19 protein-coding genes are annotated in these 16729 nt (G+C 40.1%); 2 read left to right on the plus strand and 17 right to left on the minus strand.

The genetic code is table 11. From position 1 onward, the window contains the following. Positions 1-4: 4 nt before the first annotated feature. From AC4ME5_RS01830 to AC4ME5_RS01860, 7 genes are all read right to left on the minus strand, one after another. Positions 5-541, minus strand: a complete 537-nt coding sequence (locus tag AC4ME5_RS01830; protein ID WP_491799575.1) for a F0F1 ATP synthase subunit delta — start codon at positions 539-541, stop codon at positions 5-7. Next, positions 541-1035 carry a F0F1 ATP synthase subunit B gene (gene atpF / locus AC4ME5_RS01835; RefSeq protein ID WP_000558551.1) on the minus strand — a complete coding sequence of 165 codons (495 nt, stop codon included), beginning with the start codon at positions 1033-1035 and terminating at the stop codon, positions 541-543. Before atpF ends, AC4ME5_RS01830 begins: the two co-directional genes overlap by 1 nt. Before the next feature lie 13 nt (positions 1036-1048). After that, positions 1049-1762, minus strand: a complete 714-nt coding sequence (gene atpB, locus AC4ME5_RS01840) for a F0F1 ATP synthase subunit A (RefSeq protein WP_491799577.1) — start codon at positions 1760-1762, stop codon at positions 1049-1051. Positions 1763-1796: 34 nt separating this feature from the next. Next, entirely contained in the window at positions 1797-1997 is a 201-nt protein-coding gene (locus AC4ME5_RS01845; protein WP_001054552.1) for a F0F1 ATP synthase subunit C, read from the minus strand. Between the two features lie 222 nt (positions 1998-2219). Then, the gene (locus AC4ME5_RS01850) at positions 2220-2531 is read right to left on the minus strand and encodes a CHY zinc finger protein (protein ID WP_491799579.1); all 312 of its coding nucleotides are present in this window, start codon (positions 2529-2531) and stop codon (positions 2220-2222) included. 14 nt (positions 2532-2545) lie between these two features. After that, on the minus strand, positions 2546-3832 hold the full coding sequence (locus AC4ME5_RS01855; protein WP_084938537.1) for a peptidase U32 family protein: 1287 nt from the start codon (positions 3830-3832) through the stop codon (positions 2546-2548). 136 nt (positions 3833-3968) lie between these two features. Next, positions 3969-4667 (minus strand): GntR family transcriptional regulator, encoded by a 699-nt coding sequence (locus tag AC4ME5_RS01860; protein WP_084938538.1) that lies wholly within the window; start codon positions 4665-4667, stop codon positions 3969-3971. Between the two features lie 140 nt (positions 4668-4807). Between AC4ME5_RS01860 and guaA the strand changes: the two genes are divergently transcribed. After that, positions 4808-6370, plus strand: coding sequence for a glutamine-hydrolyzing GMP synthase (gene guaA, locus AC4ME5_RS01865; RefSeq protein ID WP_268713491.1), 1563 nt, complete (start codon positions 4808-4810; stop codon positions 6368-6370). A gap of 73 nt (positions 6371-6443) precedes the next feature. Here the strand turns inward: guaA and ffh are convergent, their stop codons facing one another. The 5 genes from ffh to AC4ME5_RS01890 all read right to left on the minus strand — a co-directional run bounded on the left by ffh (position 6444) and on the right by AC4ME5_RS01890 (position 11260). Beyond that, a complete protein-coding gene (gene ffh / locus AC4ME5_RS01870; protein ID WP_084938540.1) occupies positions 6444-8015 on the minus strand; it encodes a signal recognition particle protein in 1572 nt (523 codons plus the stop codon). Positions 8016-8034: 19 nt separating this feature from the next. Further along, on the minus strand, positions 8035-8250 hold the full coding sequence (locus tag AC4ME5_RS01875; RefSeq protein ID WP_084938541.1) for a 2-oxoglutarate:acceptor oxidoreductase: 216 nt from the start codon (positions 8248-8250) through the stop codon (positions 8035-8037). A 2-nt stretch (positions 8251-8252) separates the two neighbouring features. Continuing rightward, on the minus strand, positions 8253-8585 hold the full coding sequence (locus AC4ME5_RS01880; RefSeq protein ID WP_000402068.1) for a putative DNA-binding protein: 333 nt from the start codon (positions 8583-8585) through the stop codon (positions 8253-8255). A 141-nt stretch (positions 8586-8726) separates the two neighbouring features. After that, positions 8727-9923 (minus strand): elongation factor Tu, encoded by a 1197-nt coding sequence (gene tuf, locus AC4ME5_RS01885; RefSeq protein ID WP_007521701.1) that lies wholly within the window; start codon positions 9921-9923, stop codon positions 8727-8729. A 227-nt stretch (positions 9924-10150) separates the two neighbouring features. Continuing rightward, on the minus strand, positions 10151-11260 hold the full coding sequence (locus tag AC4ME5_RS01890) for an AI-2E family transporter (protein ID WP_000489822.1): 1110 nt from the start codon (positions 11258-11260) through the stop codon (positions 10151-10153). A gap of 103 nt (positions 11261-11363) precedes the next feature. Between AC4ME5_RS01890 and pbp3 the strand changes: the two genes are divergently transcribed. Next, positions 11364-12605 carry a D-alanyl-D-alanine carboxypeptidase PBP3 gene (gene pbp3, locus AC4ME5_RS01895; protein ID WP_491799584.1) on the plus strand — a complete coding sequence of 414 codons (1242 nt, stop codon included), beginning with the start codon at positions 11364-11366 and terminating at the stop codon, positions 12603-12605. 34 nt (positions 12606-12639) lie between these two features. Here pbp3 and sdbB read toward each other — a convergent pair whose 3' ends face one another. The 5 genes from sdbB to AC4ME5_RS01920 form a co-directional block, all read right to left on the minus strand. Continuing rightward, positions 12640-13185, minus strand: a complete 546-nt coding sequence (sdbB, locus tag AC4ME5_RS01900; RefSeq protein WP_084872989.1) for a thiol-disulfide oxidoreductase-associated lipoprotein SdbB — start codon at positions 13183-13185, stop codon at positions 12640-12642. 11 nt (positions 13186-13196) lie between these two features. Beyond that, positions 13197-13904 carry a thiol-disulfide oxidoreductase-associated membrane protein CcdA2 gene (gene ccdA2, locus AC4ME5_RS01905; RefSeq protein WP_491799587.1) on the minus strand — a complete coding sequence of 236 codons (708 nt, stop codon included), beginning with the start codon at positions 13902-13904 and terminating at the stop codon, positions 13197-13199. Positions 13905-14031: 127 nt separating this feature from the next. Next, the gene (locus AC4ME5_RS01910) at positions 14032-14892 is read right to left on the minus strand and encodes a methionyl aminopeptidase (RefSeq protein WP_491799589.1); all 861 of its coding nucleotides are present in this window, start codon (positions 14890-14892) and stop codon (positions 14032-14034) included. Between the two features lie 15 nt (positions 14893-14907). Further along, the gene (gene spxR / locus AC4ME5_RS01915; protein ID WP_084872986.1) at positions 14908-16185 is read right to left on the minus strand and encodes a CBS-HotDog domain-containing transcription factor SpxR; all 1278 of its coding nucleotides are present in this window, start codon (positions 16183-16185) and stop codon (positions 14908-14910) included. Then, the gene (locus tag AC4ME5_RS01920; RefSeq protein WP_061588124.1) at positions 16178-16729 is read right to left on the minus strand and encodes a GNAT family N-acetyltransferase; all 552 of its coding nucleotides are present in this window, start codon (positions 16727-16729) and stop codon (positions 16178-16180) included. The genes spxR and AC4ME5_RS01920 overlap by 8 nt, the downstream gene beginning before the upstream one ends.

A 16729-nucleotide genomic window follows, 5' to 3' on the forward strand; every position in this document is an offset into this window, starting at 1 on the left:
CTTTCTATTTCAAATTTTCTTTAACAACTCGAAGTTGTTGTTTAATACTCACATCAATTGTCTTGTGATTAGCAAAAATGACAAAACCACCAATGAGTCCTTCATCAATTTGTTCTTTGACGCTCCGCACTTTCAGAGACATTTTTTTCTCTATCAATGGGAGCAGACGTTTCTTCTGTTCATCTGTTAAAGGATGGGCTGAAGAAATCGTGACTACAAAACGATTGGTCTCTTTTTCAAGGCGATTCAAACAATCCGCAATTACTTCATAAAAAAGATTTGCTCTGTGATTGTAAACCAGGACTTGAATAAAGTTTTGCATTAAAGGTGACACAGAGTCTTGAAAGAAACGAACTGTTTTTTCCTTATCTGACTCATCAACTGCCACCTGAGCTAAAAAAGAAGGTAAGCCCGTTTCTTCTGCGACTTGCTTGATTTGATCCAAGTCTGAAAAAATCTGGTCCTCTTCTCCTTTTTCAATCACTAATTGGACAAAAGGCATGCTGTATTTTTCAATTACCTTTGCTGTTTTCTTGTCCATTAGGCTTCTCCTAGCTGATCGATATACTGATCAATGAGTTCCTTATGGGCATGACTATCAAGGTTTTGTGAGATGATTTTCCCAGCTAGGCTAACTGTCAAATCTGCCACCTCGCCCTTAACACTTTGTAAAGCCTCAGCTTTGTTTTGCGCAATTTCTTGGTTAGCTTTTTCTTTCAAGCGACCAGCTTCTAGCTTAGCTTCAGCCAAAATATCTGATTTACTCTTTTCAGCTGTCTCTTTAGCATTTTCAATGATAGTTTTAGCTTCACTACGACTACCTGCTAATTCATCTTCGCGCTTTTGAGCAAGAGTCTCTGCTTTTTGACGAGCTTGTTCAGCGCCATCAATATCAGCAGCAATCTTTTCAGCTCGTTCTTCAAAGATACTTGTCAAGTTTGACCATGCGTATTTTTTGACTAAGACGACCAAAAGGATAAAAGAGCCAGCGATTAAAATAAAGTTACCAATCAATTCACCTACTGTTACGTGCATCATTTACTCCTTTCTACTCTTCATCATTAATTTTATTTCCTAGATACATTGAAGACAAGACTGTGAATACATAGGCCTGAACACAGGAAATAAACACAGAGAATGCCGTCCAGACAAGATTGGTAACAAATGCGACTGGATACCAATAAAGAGCCTGATGAGAAAGAGTAATAAGCAAGCTTGCCATCACTTCTCCGGCAAAGATATTCCCGAACACCCGCAAAGCAAGTGATAGGAAATTCGTGACTTCTTCAAGGAGATTCATCGGTGTCATAAAACCTGGGGTTACAAAACCTTTTAGATATTTTTTAATACCACGACGACGAATTCCTTCAATATGGGTCATCAGGATAATTCCAAATGACAAAGCCAAGTCAAACTGGAGATTTGCAGTTGGCGATGTCCAAAGGTTTGTCCCATCTGTAGTTTGAAGTTTTGCCATCAAACCAAGATTGTTTGCGATAACCATAAAAAGAAATAAACACAAATAAAAGAGTGAGTAATCTTTCATGTACCGAGAACCTATGTTGGGTTCTGTAAATCCGACTACAAAGTCATAGAGATACTCTAGTACATTTTGCTTTCCTTTGGGTTTCACAGTCATATTACGACTTGCCCAATAGATAAAGCCAAAAATCAGTGCCACAGACAACAAAGTCAATGCTGTCAAGGTTAAATCAAAGGTAACAGGACCAATATTGATGGTTGGATTGATACTTTCTTCCATCTAGAATCCTCCCTTTTCCATTTTATACTTCTCTTTATTTGATGATAAATGAAAATACGAGAGTTACAAAGAATGTTCCTTCGATAAAGGCAATCCCCATGATCATCAAACTACGCAATTGTGGGATGATATCTGGTTGGCGTGCTGCAGATTTGAACAAACCGTTCATCAAAAATCCTTCTGCAAGAGATACACCCATACAGGCAAGACATAGACCGAAAAATGTTAAATTCATGATGAATTCTCCTTTTATTTAAAATTTACTTACTTAGTTTAGTCCTAAAATTTGTTTTTGTCAACTTTTTACTTACGTTGAAAGCGTTTCAGATGATTTATTTCTATTTTTATACTACAGTATAGATAAGTTTCTCATTTTATGACGAAATGTGTTTCCACTTTTTCTACATTTTCCGAGATAAATTGAAAAATCCAAGTTTAGAACTTGGATAGATTCAGTTTATTTGAAATAGTAGGAATAGTGTTGTTTACAACTTAGATTAAATGGAGATTTGCAATAAGGGCAGGCTATCTGCTTTTGGTATTCTTGGAAAGTCATTATCCTCTTACAAACCCCACATAAAATCGGTCGATCCTCCGCAAGCGTCAAGGGGTAGGGTGAAAATATATGTGTCTCCATCGCATTGTGACACTGATAGCATGCGTAGTATTTCTTGCATTCATAACACTGGAGTGAAACAATATCCTTTTCGCCATGGTAATGAATACACCTACTTTCATCATCTACCAATAAACCTTGTGTTTGATTCATTCACTTTTCCTTATCTATGCACGAACTGTGACACTTGTCCCGTCTTCCTTATAGAGGTTGATAAGTCCTTCTTTCAGAGCACGGACCATGTCACCTGCTTGCACAGGCTGTGGAACCTTGATGGTCAAGAGTTCCATTGGATTTGGAGCGCGATCGATTTTATTTCCTTTGGCATCGTGAAGATCCTCAATATAGGTCTCAAAATGACGGAAACCTGGACCATAAAACTCAACTTGGTCGCCCTCGTTGATTACGTTCCGTTGACGAATGGTTGCTGTCTGGGTTGCTTCATCATAAGAAACCACCTCAGCGACAAACTTGTACTCAGGAATCTTACGGCGAGCGCCAAATAACTGTTCATTTTCTGTAGGTGTGCTATAGTAGAAACCTGTTGCCAATTCACGTTGGGCAACCTTCCACATCTCATCTACCAGGTCTTGTTTAATAGCTTCAAATTTTTCTGGACTTTCAAGGTAAGCATCCACAGCCGCCTTATAACAGTTGGTTACTGTTGAAACATAGTGGATTGACTTCATACGACCTTCGATTTTTAGACTATCTACACCATTTTCAATCATATCTGGAATATGATCAATCATAGACATGTCAACGGCTGACATCGAAAATTCTTCTGGAATTTCACCTTTAAGACTCTTGCGTTCTTGGCCAAAGGGCATGTCGTAGAGGTCGTATTTCCAACGGCAAGATTGAGAACACCCCCCGCGGTTAGCATCACGCATACTCATGTGGTTTGAAAGCGTACAGCGACCTGAGTAAGAAATACACATAGCACCATGGACAAAGGCCTCAATCTCAACATCTGTACGTTTGCGAATCTCTGCCAATTCTTCCATTGAAACTTCACGAGCCAAAACCACACGAGTTAGACCCAGTTCTTTCCAGAACTCTAGCGTTTCATAGTTGGTCGCACTGGCTTGAGTTGAAAGATGGATTTCAAGACCTGGTGCTTCTGTTGCTGCAATCATGATCAAGGCTGGATCTGATACAATAACTGCCGCAATTCCAATATCACGCAACTTACGGAACCATTCACCAGCACCAGCTTCATTTCCTTCATGCATGACCATATTGGCAGCCACATAAACCTTGGCACCGTATTTAGCGGCGAACTGCACGCCTTCTTCCATCTGTTCAAAGGTAAAGTTTCCAGCACGGCTACGAAGCCCATAGGCTTGACCACCGATAAAGACCGCATCTGCACCATATCGAACAGCTACTTTTAGCTTCTCTAAAGTCCCTGCAGGTGATAAAACCTCAGGACGTTTTAATGTTTTTGTCATTTTTTCTCCTATTTGCAATATAAAAGTTTGACGTTTTTCCTTCTCATTTTATAGTAAATAATGAATAAAATCAAGCCTAGGCAGATTGTTTTGACAATTCTAATCTTCTTAGAAACGAAAAACTAGTCTTCTGAGACTAGTTGTTTTCAAGATAAAATTCAAAACGTTCACCCACATACTGACTCTTAACATATTCAAAAGCTGTCCCATCATCGAGATAGGAAACCTGAGTCAAGGCTAAAATGGCATGCCCTTTTTCGACTTCTAAGTAATGGGCAATCTTTTCCTTAGCCAATCTCGCATAAATGGTCTGTTGGGATTTTCCAATTCGGTAACCATGTTCTTGCAAGGTCTGAAAGAAATGACTGGTTATTTCTTCTTTTTTAAAATTCTTAATAAACTTTTCTGGAATCGAAGCCACTTCATAAACAAGCGGAACTTGATCAGCATACCGAACCCGTTCCATACGGATGATATTATCAGTTGGTGAAATCCCAAGTTTTGCCACTTCCTGCTCGTTGGGAATGGTTCTTCTGTAAGAAATGAGTTGGCTGGAAGGTACTTTCCCCTGAGATTTGACAATCTCCGTAAAACTAGTGGTTCCACGCATTTTTTCTTGAACTCGAGTGCTAGAAACAAAGGTTCCGCTTCCTACACGACGCTCCAAAACTCCCTCCTCAACCAAGAGAGAGATGGCTTGTCGCAAGGTCATCCGGCTAACTTGAAACTGGTCTGCAAGATCCCGTTCACTTGGAAGCCTTTCTCCTATCATCCAACGATGCTCGTCGATATCTTTTTTTATCTGATCGTGGATTTTCATATAAGCTGGTAACATGCTTTTCACTTCTTTTCTTTATTTTCTCTATTGTACCGTATTTAATTAGGAAAAGTCAAACTTTCCTTTGTTTAGTTGGTAATTCGCTCTCATTTGTGATAAAATATTGAAAAAGATATTTCTTTTGAGAAAGGAAAAAGATGAGCAACATTTCAACTGATCTGCAAGATGTCGAAAAAATCATCGTGCTGGACTATGGTAGCCAATACAACCAGCTGATTTCACGCCGTATTCGTGAAATTGGTGTTTTTTCAGAGCTAAAAAGTCACAAAATCTCAGCCGCAGAAGTTCGTGCGATTAACCCTGTAGGGATTATCCTCTCTGGTGGACCAAACTCTGTATACGAAGATGGTTCATTTGATATTGACCCAGAAATTTTTGAACTTGGCATTCCAATTTTAGGAATCTGCTATGGTATGCAACTTTTAACTCATAAACTTGGAGGAAAAGTTGTACCTGCAGGTGATGCTGGTAACCGCGAGTATGGCCAATCACCACTTACCCATACCACTTCTGACCTCTTTGAAGGGACTCCTGAAGAACAGATTGTTTTGATGAGCCATGGCGATGCGGTTACAGAGATTCCAGCTGATTTCGTTCGTACTGGAACTTCTGCTGACTGTCCTTATGCAGCTATTGAAAACCCTGACAAGCACATCTATGGTATCCAATTCCACCCAGAAGTTCGCCATTCTGTATACGGAAATGATATTCTTCGCAACTTTGCCCTTAACATCTGTAAAGCTAAAGGCGACTGGTCAATGGACAACTTTATCGATATGCAGATCAAGAAAATCCGTGAAACTGTAGGTGACAAGCGTGTTCTTCTAGGTCTATCAGGTGGTGTTGACTCTTCTGTTGTTGGAGTTCTTCTCCAAAAAGCAATCGGTGATCAATTAATCTGTATCTTTGTAGACCACGGTCTTCTCCGTAAGGGAGAGGCTGACCAAGTTATGGACATGCTTGGTGGTAAGTTTGGTTTGAATATTGTCAAAGCTGATGCTTCAAAACGTTTCCTTGACAAACTTGCTGGCGTTTCTGACCCTGAACAAAAACGTAAAATCATCGGTAACGAGTTTGTTTATGTCTTTGATGACGAAGCAAGTAAGCTAAAAGATGTGAAATTCCTTGCTCAAGGAACGCTTTACACTGACGTGATTGAGTCTGGTACAGATACTGCTCAAACCATCAAATCACACCACAACGTAGGTGGTCTTCCAGAAGACATGCAGTTTGAATTGATTGAACCATTGAACACTCTTTATAAAGACGAAGTCCGTGCCCTCGGTACAGAGCTTGGTATGCCAGACCACATCGTATGGCGCCAACCATTCCCAGGACCAGGACTCGCTATCCGTGTCATGGGTGAAATCACTGAAGAAAAACTAGAAACTGTTCGTGAGTCTGATGCTATCCTTCGTGAAGAAATCGCTAAAGCTGGTCTGGACCGCGATATCTGGCAATACTTTACTGTCAACACAGGCGTTCGTTCAGTCGGTGTTATGGGTGACGGTCGTACTTACGACTACACGATTGCTATTCGTGCCATCACTTCTATTGATGGTATGACAGCTGACTTTGCTAAGATCCCTTGGGAAGTCCTTCAAAAGATCTCTGTACGTATCGTAAATGAAGTAGATCACGTTAACCGTATCGTCTACGACATTACAAGTAAACCACCTGCAACTGTTGAGTGGGAATAAACCAATCAAACACAAAAGAACTCTGAATCCGATTCAGAGTTCTTTTTAAGGTAAGCACTTCTGCTTTCCTTTTTTATTTGCGTTTTTTCTTCGCTTTTTTCATTTTGTTGGCCATGCGTTTCATAGACTGTTTCATAGCAAATTCGCCTATTTTACCTTTTAGTCCACCACCAAACATCTGACTCATATCTGGCATACCTGCTCCTCCAAGAGCTGACATATCTGGCATGCCGCCTTGTCCCATCATGCCTTCAAGGGCAGACATATCCATTCCTCCCATATTTGGCATATTTTTAGGAAGGTTATTTGGATTGATTCCCATTTGTTTCATCATCTTGTTCATATCACCAGACATGACACCTTGCATGAGCTGTTTGGCCTGGTTAAAGTCCTTGATGAATTTATTGACTTCAACAAAGGTATTTCCAGAACCTGCAGCGATACGACGGCGACGACTTGGATTTAACAAATCAGGATTTTCACGCTCTTCAGGAGTCATAGAAGACACGATGGCACGTTTGCGCGCAATCTGGCGCTCATCCACCTTCATATTTTGAAGGGCAGGGTTGTTAGCCATACCTGGAATCATCTTGAGCAAGTCTTCCATCGGTCCCATGTTTTGCACCTGATCCAATTGATCAATGAAATCATTGAAATCAAAGGTGTTTTCACGCATCTTTTCAGCCATTTCAAGGGCCTTCTGCTCATCGTATTCCTGAGAAGCTTTCTCAATCAAGGTCAGCATATCCCCCATGCCAAGGATACGGCTTGACATACGGTCTGGGTGGAAGGTTTCGATATCTGTAATCTTTTCACCCGTACCAGTGAACTTGATAGGTTTACCAGTGATGTGGCGAACAGACAAAGCCGCACCACCACGAGTATCCCCATCAATCTTGGTAAGGATAACACCAGTCACTTCTAACTGAGCATTAAACTCACGGGCAACATTAGCCGCCTCCTGACCAATCATGGCGTCCACTACAAGTAGAATTTCGTTTGGTTGGGCCAATGCTTTTACGTCACGAAGCTCATTCATGAGAAGTTCATCAATCTGTAAACGACCTGCCGTATCGATCAAGACATAGTCGTTATGATTGGCTTGTGCTTGCTCCAAACCTTGACGAACAATCTCAACAGCTGGAACCTCTGTTCCAAGTGCAAAGACGGGAACATCAATCTGTTGTCCAAGTGTTTTCAGCTGATCAATGGCTGCTGGACGATAAATATCTGCCGCAATCATCAAAGGACGAGCATTTTCTTCCTTCTTGAGTTTATTAGCCAGCTTACCAGCAAATGTCGTTTTACCAGCCCCCTGCAAACCGACCATCATGATAATGGTTGGAATTTTTGGTGACTTGATAATCTCTGCCGTATCGGAACCTAAAACAGCCGTCAGTTCCTCATCAACGATTTTAATAATCTGTTGTGCTGGATTAAGGGTATCAATGACGTCGTGCCCTACTGCACGCTCACGAACCTTCTTGATAAAATCCTTTACAACAGGCAAGGCAACGTCAGCTTCCAGCAAGGCCAAACGAATCTCTTTGGTTGCTTCTTGGACATCAGCCTCAGAAATTTTTCCCTTTTTACGTAGATTTTTAAAGACGTTCTGTAAACGTTCTGTTAAACTTTCAAATGCCATTTTTTTCTCCTATGTTTCATTAATTCGGTGGAAAACGTCCAAAATCTTGTAAACAAACAAGTTCTTCTGGAGTGACTTCTTTCATTATCTCATTTGGATATCCCCAACAGCTAAATCCCTCTTGAAAAGCTCGGGAGATAGAATCAGGTGAGAGGATTTGTAGTCTTATGGGAAAAGGGTCCTCAGCAGCTAATAGTGTACAGGGTATACCTTTGTAGATGACTATACTTCCCACACTTATTCTCTATTATCAATGCTTGTTAAAACTTCTATCTGCTCCTGCAGAAAGTCATCCTTGGGATAACGCTCCAAGATCTGGTCAAAAATCTGACTGCGGACAATGTAGTCCGAATACATGTGCAGTTTCATCTCATAATCTTCTAGAATCTTTTCCGTCCGCTTGATATTATCATAAACAGCTTGACGACTGACACCGAACTCTTCAGCAATCTCAGCAAGACTGTAGTCATCAGCATAGTAGAGTTCAATATAGTTCATCTGCTTGTCTGTCAAAAGCGCAGCATAAAATTCAAAAAGCGCATTCATACGATTGGTTTTTTCGATTTCCATAACCTTTATTATACCAAAAAAACGATTATACTGCTAGAGTAGGAGCACTTTAAATAGATCAAGAACAAAAAAAGAACCTTGCAAGGCAAGATTCTTTTAGTGTCTGACTTAAATAATTGTTCTTCTGGGAACTTAATCGAATTAAGCTTCGATTTCTGTAACCATACCTGAACCAACAGTACGTCCACCCTCACGGATAGAGAATGTAGTACCTTGTTCTACGGCGATTGGGTGGATCAACTCAACGTCGATAGTCACGTTATCACCAGGCATTACCATTTCAGTACCTGCTGGAAGTTCGATTGAACCTGTAACGTCAGTAGTACGGAAGTAGAATTGTGGGCGGTAGTTGTTGAAGAATGGAGTGTGACGTCCACCTTCTTCTTTAGTAAGGATGTAGACTTCACCTTTGAATTTAGTGTGTGGGTTGATTGAACCTGGTTTAGCGATAACTTGTCCACGTTCGATTTCGTCACGTTGAATACCACGAAGAAGTACACCTACGTTATCTCCGGCAAGACCTTCATCAAGTTGTTTACGGAACATTTCAACACCAGTAACAACTGCTTTTTTAGTTTCGTCTTTGATACCAACGATTTCGATTTCGTCGTTGACACGAACAGTACCACGGTCGATACGTCCTGAAGCAACAGTACCACGTCCAGTGATTGAGAATACGTCTTCGACTGGGAGAAGCAATGGTTTATCTGTATCACGTTCTGGTTCTGGGATGTACTCATCAACAGTATCCATCAATTCCATGATGATATCTTCGTATTTAGTATCACCTTCAAGTGCTTTAAGAGCTGAACCTTGGATAACTGGAAGATCGTCACCTGGGAAGTCGTATTCTGACAAGAGGTCACGGATTTCCATTTCAACCAATTCAAGCAATTCTTCGTCGTCTACCAAGTCAACTTTGTTCATGAAGACGATAAGGTGTTTAACACCAACTTGACGTGAAAGAAGGATGTGTTCACGAGTTTGTGGCATTGGTCCGTCAGTTGAAGCTACTACAAGGATAGCTCCGTCCATTTGAGCGGCACCAGTGATCATGTTTTTAACGTAGTCCGCGTGTCCTGGAGCGTCGATGTGAGCATAGTGACGTTTTGCAGTTTCATACTCAACGTGCGCAGTGTTGATAGTGATACCGCGTTCGCGTTCTTCTGGAGCAGCATCGATAGACGCATAGTCTTTAGGTTGGTTAACTGCTGAAGGCAAGCGACGTGCCAAAACAGTTGTGATAGCTGCAGTCAAAGTAGTTTTACCGTGGTCAACGTGTCCGATAGTACCAATGTTAACGTGTGGTTTACTACGATCGTATTTTTCTTTTGCCATTTGAGTAAAAGCCTCCAATAAAATATATTTTATAGATAGACAGTAGGCAATACAGTCTAACTTTCCTTACTATTTTATCAAATTTCTGCTAAATTGCAAGTGTTTTACACATATTTTATGAATTAATCTGAATCTTACAAAGTGCTGTTCTTCTGCTTCTTTATACAATTCAAGCTTATTTCATTCTAGCGGTATTATGCTCACAAAAAAATCAGGTTCCCCTGATTCTAAATGGATTCTGATTTTTCCAGTTCTTTAGCTTCCTTATGATTTTCATATAATTTCGCCAAGAACTTAGTGATTTCTTTGAGAATAGAGTAGGTTGGCACTGCTACAATCATCCCTATGACGCCGTAGATATTACTTGACAGTAAGAGGAGCACCAAAATCGTAATCGGATGCACTTTCATAACCCCTCCAACGATACGTGGATAGAGAACATTTCCATCGATTTGCTGAATAATAAGCATATAAGCAACCGCAATCAACATACGATGAGGATCCGTGAACACATTGGCAATCACCATTGGAATCAAGCCAATACTTGGACCAACATAAGGAATTAAATTTGCGATTCCAGAGAAAATAGCAAAAACAAGAGCGTACTTTAATCCGATAACGCTATAACCAATATAGGCTAAACATCCGATAATAACAGCATCAATCGCAATTCCACTGATATAGCGCGCTATGGTTGTATTGAGATTGGTTAAAAGGCTAGAAAGATTCAATTTGTCATGTTTTAAGACAGTACGTTCCAACATTGGTAGCAACTTATGACCATCCAACAAGAAATAAATCAAGAATACAGGGGTCATAATGAGAATCAAAACTGTACTAAACAAGGCTGAAAGAACGCTTCCTAAACTATTGCTAACGCTATTAAGGATATTCTGGAGGATATCCACATAGGAGAGGTTAAGTTGTTGAATGGTTTGTTGAATATCTATATTTTGGAAGACTGGATTCATGGACAAATCAATGATTAAATCTTGTAGTCTACTATAGATATTTTGACTAGAAATAATCAAGCTAGTCAACTGATTAATCAGAATCGGTAAGAGATAAACAACGCCTACAACGATAGCACCAATTAAAGCACAGAGAGTGACCAAGACACCAATTAGACGATTAATCTTACATCTCTTTTCCAAAAAGGTAACGATTGGATTGGTAATGTAGTAAAAAAATCCACCTAACAAAAATGGAATCATGATGGTATTCACAACTGTCACGAAGGGAGTAATGATGGCTCCCATCTCTCTCCAAAGATAGAAAATCAGTGTTAATAATAAAATTTCAGCTGTCCAAAAAAATAATTTGTTTCTACGGAACATAGGCATCCTCCTCTATTTATTTTATCATATTTCTTCAAAAGATAAGATGGCTTTAGTATAAAATCGAGAATATTTTTTTTCTTTATGATAAAATAAAGCTAATATGAAAAAAATAATTTTATCTTTTATAACACTTTTTGTTTTTGGAACAGTTTCTACTGTTTCTGCTCAGGAGTTTGACGTTGCTGCTAAACATGCCATTGCTGTCGAGGCTACAACCGGAAAAATCCTCTACGAGAAAGATGCAAATCAGCCTGTAGAAATTGCTTCTATTACGAAACTGGTTACAGTCTATTTGGTCTATGAGGCCTTGGAACAAGGAACCATCAGCCTATCTACACCTGTCGATATTTCGGACTATCCTTACAAACTTACAACCAATTCTGAGGCGAGTAACGTCCCTATGGAAGCTCGAAATTATACTGTTGAACAACTATTAGAGGCTACAATGGTATCCAGTGCAAACAGCGCTGCGATTGCACTAGCAGAAAAGATTGCTGGTTCTGAGAAAGACTTTGTAGACAAGATGAGGGCTAAACTTCTTGAATGGGGAATTCAAGATGCAACTATTGTAAACACTACTGGTTTAAATAATGAGACCCTTGGCGATAATATCTATCCTGGTTCTAAAAAAGACGATGAAAACAAGTTGAGTGCTTACGACGTTGCAATAGTCGCTCGTAACCTCATCCGAGATTATCCTCAAGTTTTGGAAATCACCAAAAAACCAACTTCTACCTTTGCAGGACTTGAAATCCACTCAACCAACTATATGTTGGAGGGAATGCCTGCCTATCGTGGTGGAATTGATGGACTAAAGACAGGTACTACTGATAAAGCTGGTGCTTCATTCGTTGGAACAACTGTTGAGAAAGGGATGCGTATTATTACGGTTGTTTTAAATGCAGACCAACAAGATACCAACCCTTATGCACGTTTTACTGCTACTTCTGCACTTTTAGATTATATTTCTGCAAACTTTGCCTTAAAAACTGTCGTTCAGAAAGGTGAAGCATACAATGATAGTAAAGTAACAGTTCTTGATGGTAAAGAAGATAATGTGACAGCTGTCGCTAAGTCAGATATTTCAGTTGTCCAACGAGTTGGAAGCGGAACTACATCAGCTCTTCAATTCACACCAAAATCAAGATCAGAAACTGCTCCTTTGGAAGAAGGAAAGGTTGTCGGTAGCCTAACCTATGATGACCAGGACTTGATTGGTCAAGGCTACCTCACTTCTGAAAAACCATCTTTTGAAATGGTTTCTGAAAAGAAAGTAGAAAAAGCCTTCTTTTTGAAGGTTTGGTGGAATCAATTTATCCGCTTTATCAATGAAAAACTATAAAAAAATCGCGAAGAATCGCGATTTTTTCTTTATTTTATTTCATTTCTTTAAACGCTGCTTCTGCATCAGCATTGCTAATAGCACCAAATTGGATTTTTCCGATTTTACCCTGACTGTCAATCAAGTATTCCGTTGGAATACTACGAATTTGGTAGGCTTGGAAGGTAGTTGCTTGCGTATCATATAAAACTGGTATATCCTTGTAGCCTTGTTCTTGGTACCATTTTGGAAAGTCTTGAACTGTTTTTTCACCTTGGAGACCTGGTGCAATGACACTCAAGATTTCAAAGTCTCGATCTTGTTTGGCAGCTAATTCCATCAACTCAGGCATGCTTTTTTTACATGGTCCACACCAAGAAGCCCAGAATTTCAAATAGACCTTTTTCCCTTTGTAGTCTGATAACTTCACTTCTTTGCCATCCATAGACTGCAAGGTAAAGTCTGGCGCATCCTTACCGACTGCGATTTGTTGTACAGCAGGTTGTTTTGGACTGCTTGTCTGTCTGGTTTCTTTTTCACCACAGGCAATCAACAAGAATAGAGACATGAGGCTCAATCCAGCAAAAATAACTTTTTTCATTTTTTCTCCTTTTATCCAAGAATTCCTGACAAGGCATTTAACTGCCCTAGCATTAATAATAATCCCATCAAAATAATCAAAGCTCCCCCGATTTTCTTTAGTATGATCATATGGGGTTTTAATTTACTAAAGTAGGGCATAATCCAGCCCGAAGCCAAGGCCAAAACAATGAAAGGAAGGGCCATTCCCAATGTGTATACTAATGTTAACACGGCTCCTTGCCAAGCACCATTGCCACCGGAAGCTGCTAGGGCCAAGACCGAACTCAAAACTGGTCCGATACAAGGGGTCCAACCAAAACTAAAGGTTATCCCAAGTAAAAAGGCTGACAGATAGTGATTAGGTTTTGATTGTTTGAAGGTGACTGTCTTTTGAACCTCCAGTTTATTGAAATGCAAAATTTCCATCTGGTGAAGGCCCAAGAGGATAATGACTGCTCCCATAACATAACGAAACCAGTCTGCATAGAGCATGTGCCCTAGGAATCCAGCTCCAAATCCTAAAATAAAGAAAATAAGGGAGATTCCAGCAATAAAGTACAAGGTTCGAATTAAACCTGACCATGCAACGTCTCTTCCAAAAAAGCGAAAGCTTTTCGAATTTCCCTGATCATCCAGTAAAATACCAGCATAGACTGGTAGCAAAGGAAAGATGCAGGGTGAAAAGAAGGACAGGATACCTGCTAAAAAAACGGATACTAGAAATATAATCGACTCCAACGAATTACCTACTTCCTCAAAATTCTAATCCTATTTTACTACAAAAGAATAAATTTGTAAGAAGTCTGCTACGCTTATTTATTTTGACTAAATATGACACAAAAAAAGGAGCTAAGCTCCCTTTATTTTAATACGTTCCTTCTTCACCTTGACTAGTCAAGATAACAGGGCCGTCTTTGGTAATCACGAACTGATGTTCATATTGGCAAGACAGGCCGCCATCTATAGTCTTATGAGCCCAGCCAGTCTTCATATCTGTATCAATTTCCCAGTCACCAGTATTAATCATGGGTTCAATAGTTAGTACCATTCCTTCACGGAGACGGAGCCCACGGCCTGCTATACCGTAGTTAGGAACCATTGGCTCTTCGTGCATAGTTGGACCAACACCATGACCAACCAAATCACGTACGACACCATAACCGCGACTTTCAGCGTATTCTTGAATGGCTGCACCAATATCACCGATGCGATTGCCAACAACTGCTTTCTCAATCCCTATATACATAGCTTTCTTGGTCACGTCCATCAAGTTTTTCACTTCTTCAGACGGTGTACCAACCGCATAAGCCCAACATGAGTCAGCTAAACCACCATTATAACTTTGGGTGTATTTTTTCATTTGCTCAACATTGTTGAAGTTGAGTTTAGATACATTGAGGTCAGATTTGGCAATCGGACCACCCAGTACCATGTCAACCTTGAGCAAATCGCCATCTTTCAAGATGTAATGACGTGGAAAAGCATGAGCAACTTCGTCGTTGAGAGAACAACAGGTAGCGTATGGGTAATCCATGACTGCGCCATCCACGCCAATCTGTAGAGGAAGAAAATTCTCCTCTTTGCAACGTCGACGAACATACTCTTCGACTTCCCACATATCTACGCCTGGCTTAATCAAATCACGTAAGCCGATATGGATACTTGCTAAGAAATCACCAGCCTTGTCCATGGCTTCGATTTCACGTGCTGATTTTAAAGTTATCATTTTTTCTCCTAGATTCTAATTAATTTTAACCGTAACATTTGCTTTTGAAACAATCTGATGCCCATGATAAATATCATAATCAATAATAGCTGAACGTCTCGTGTGGTGAATAATCCGAGCCTGAATCCGCAAAGTATCATCTATCTGCACAGCCTGCAAGAAATAAATCAACATCTGTTCAATGATGAGATTACGTCCACTATTGACAACGAGGTCTTGGGTCATATGGTTGAGGATTTCAGCCAAGACTCCATTAGCAAGGACCCCATTTTTCTCCAGCATGAAGGGCTCAACAGTAATAACGACTTCATCATGATGATAAGACAGTTTTTGCCCGATTTGCTCTGAGAAGGTCGGCAAAGCTGAAACCTGAGAACGACTCATCTTTTCCATGACATCTCGTCGTGTTACGACACCGAGCAAGGTTTGGTTACTTCTGACAACGGGAACCATCTCAAAGTCTTCTGCGATCATCCGTTGACTAACATTGGCAATATTGGTCGCTAAGCCTGTTACAAAGATACTACGTGTCATCACCTTGTCAATCGTTGTGCTGGGGGATTTATCTCCTGCGTCACGCATAGTAACAACCCCAACAACCACTTGGTGTTGGTTAATGACTGGGAAACGGCTGCTTCTGTTCTTACGTACCAAGTCCAGGTAGTCTTTGACTGTATCCGTTTCTCTCAAAAAGCCATACTCATGATTCGGACGATAGAGCTTTTCGACTGTTAAAATGTCTGTTTTGATTTGAACATTTGAGAGAGCTTTGTTAATCATGGTTGCGACTGTAAAGGTATCATGCTTACTTCTCAGAACTGGGATACCTTTTTTATTGGCAAGAGTCAATACATCATCTTGGACATGGAAACCACCAGTTACAAGGACTGCATTTTCATTTTCAAGTGCTAAAAGTTGAATACGAGTACGGTCACCTACAATCAAAAGTCCCCCATCATGGAGATAAGAGAGGATATTCTGCTCAGTCATGGCGCCAATGGAGAATTTACTAAACTCTCTCTCTAACCCTTCCTGACCTGCTAAAACCTCGGAACTAGTCACTTCTGCAATTTCTGCATAGGTTAGTCGCTCAATAGCTACTTTCTTTGACTTGACACGTATGGTTCCACTGCGGGGGCGAGTTTCAACAATTCCTCGATTTTCAGCTTCTTTGATAGCCCGATAGGCGGTTCCATCACTAACACCTAGGTGATTTGAAATACTTCGAACACTAACTCTCTTCCCAATTGGTAACTCTTCCAGATAAGACAAAATTTCCTGGTGTTTACTCATTGAAATCTCCTTTTACGTAACGAAATTCAAGATAGTCCCTCATTTTTCGTGTATAGCGATCGCTCCCCTTAAACTGTCGGAAGAGACTAAATCCTGATTTTAAGGCTACTTTTTGGCTAGCTTGATTCTCCAGATGAGTGATGATGGATAATTGTTTTAAACCAAATTCTTCAAAGGAAAGCTGACAAAGTTTGGTAACTACTTCTGTCATATAACCTTGTGACCAAGAATCTTTTTTTAAGAAATAACCAATTTCTGCTTCTTTTTTGATTTCATCAATCTTTTCAAATTTAATAGAGCCAATCATTTCCTGATTTCCTTGGAGACAAATTGCCCAAACTCCTAGAGGAGCCTTCATAAAATAGTTGGCAAGCGCGTATTGACTTTCTTCTAAACTTGATTGACTAGGAAAAATAAACTGCAAATTTTCAGGATTGGAAGCAATCTCGTAAAATGCTTGACTGTCACTAAAAAAGAAAGGACGCAAATACAAGCGCTCCGTTTCAAAAAAAGAAAACATTGCTAATTTGGTCCAAATATTCAT

Source organism: Streptococcus sp. A69 (assembly GCF_058556195.1).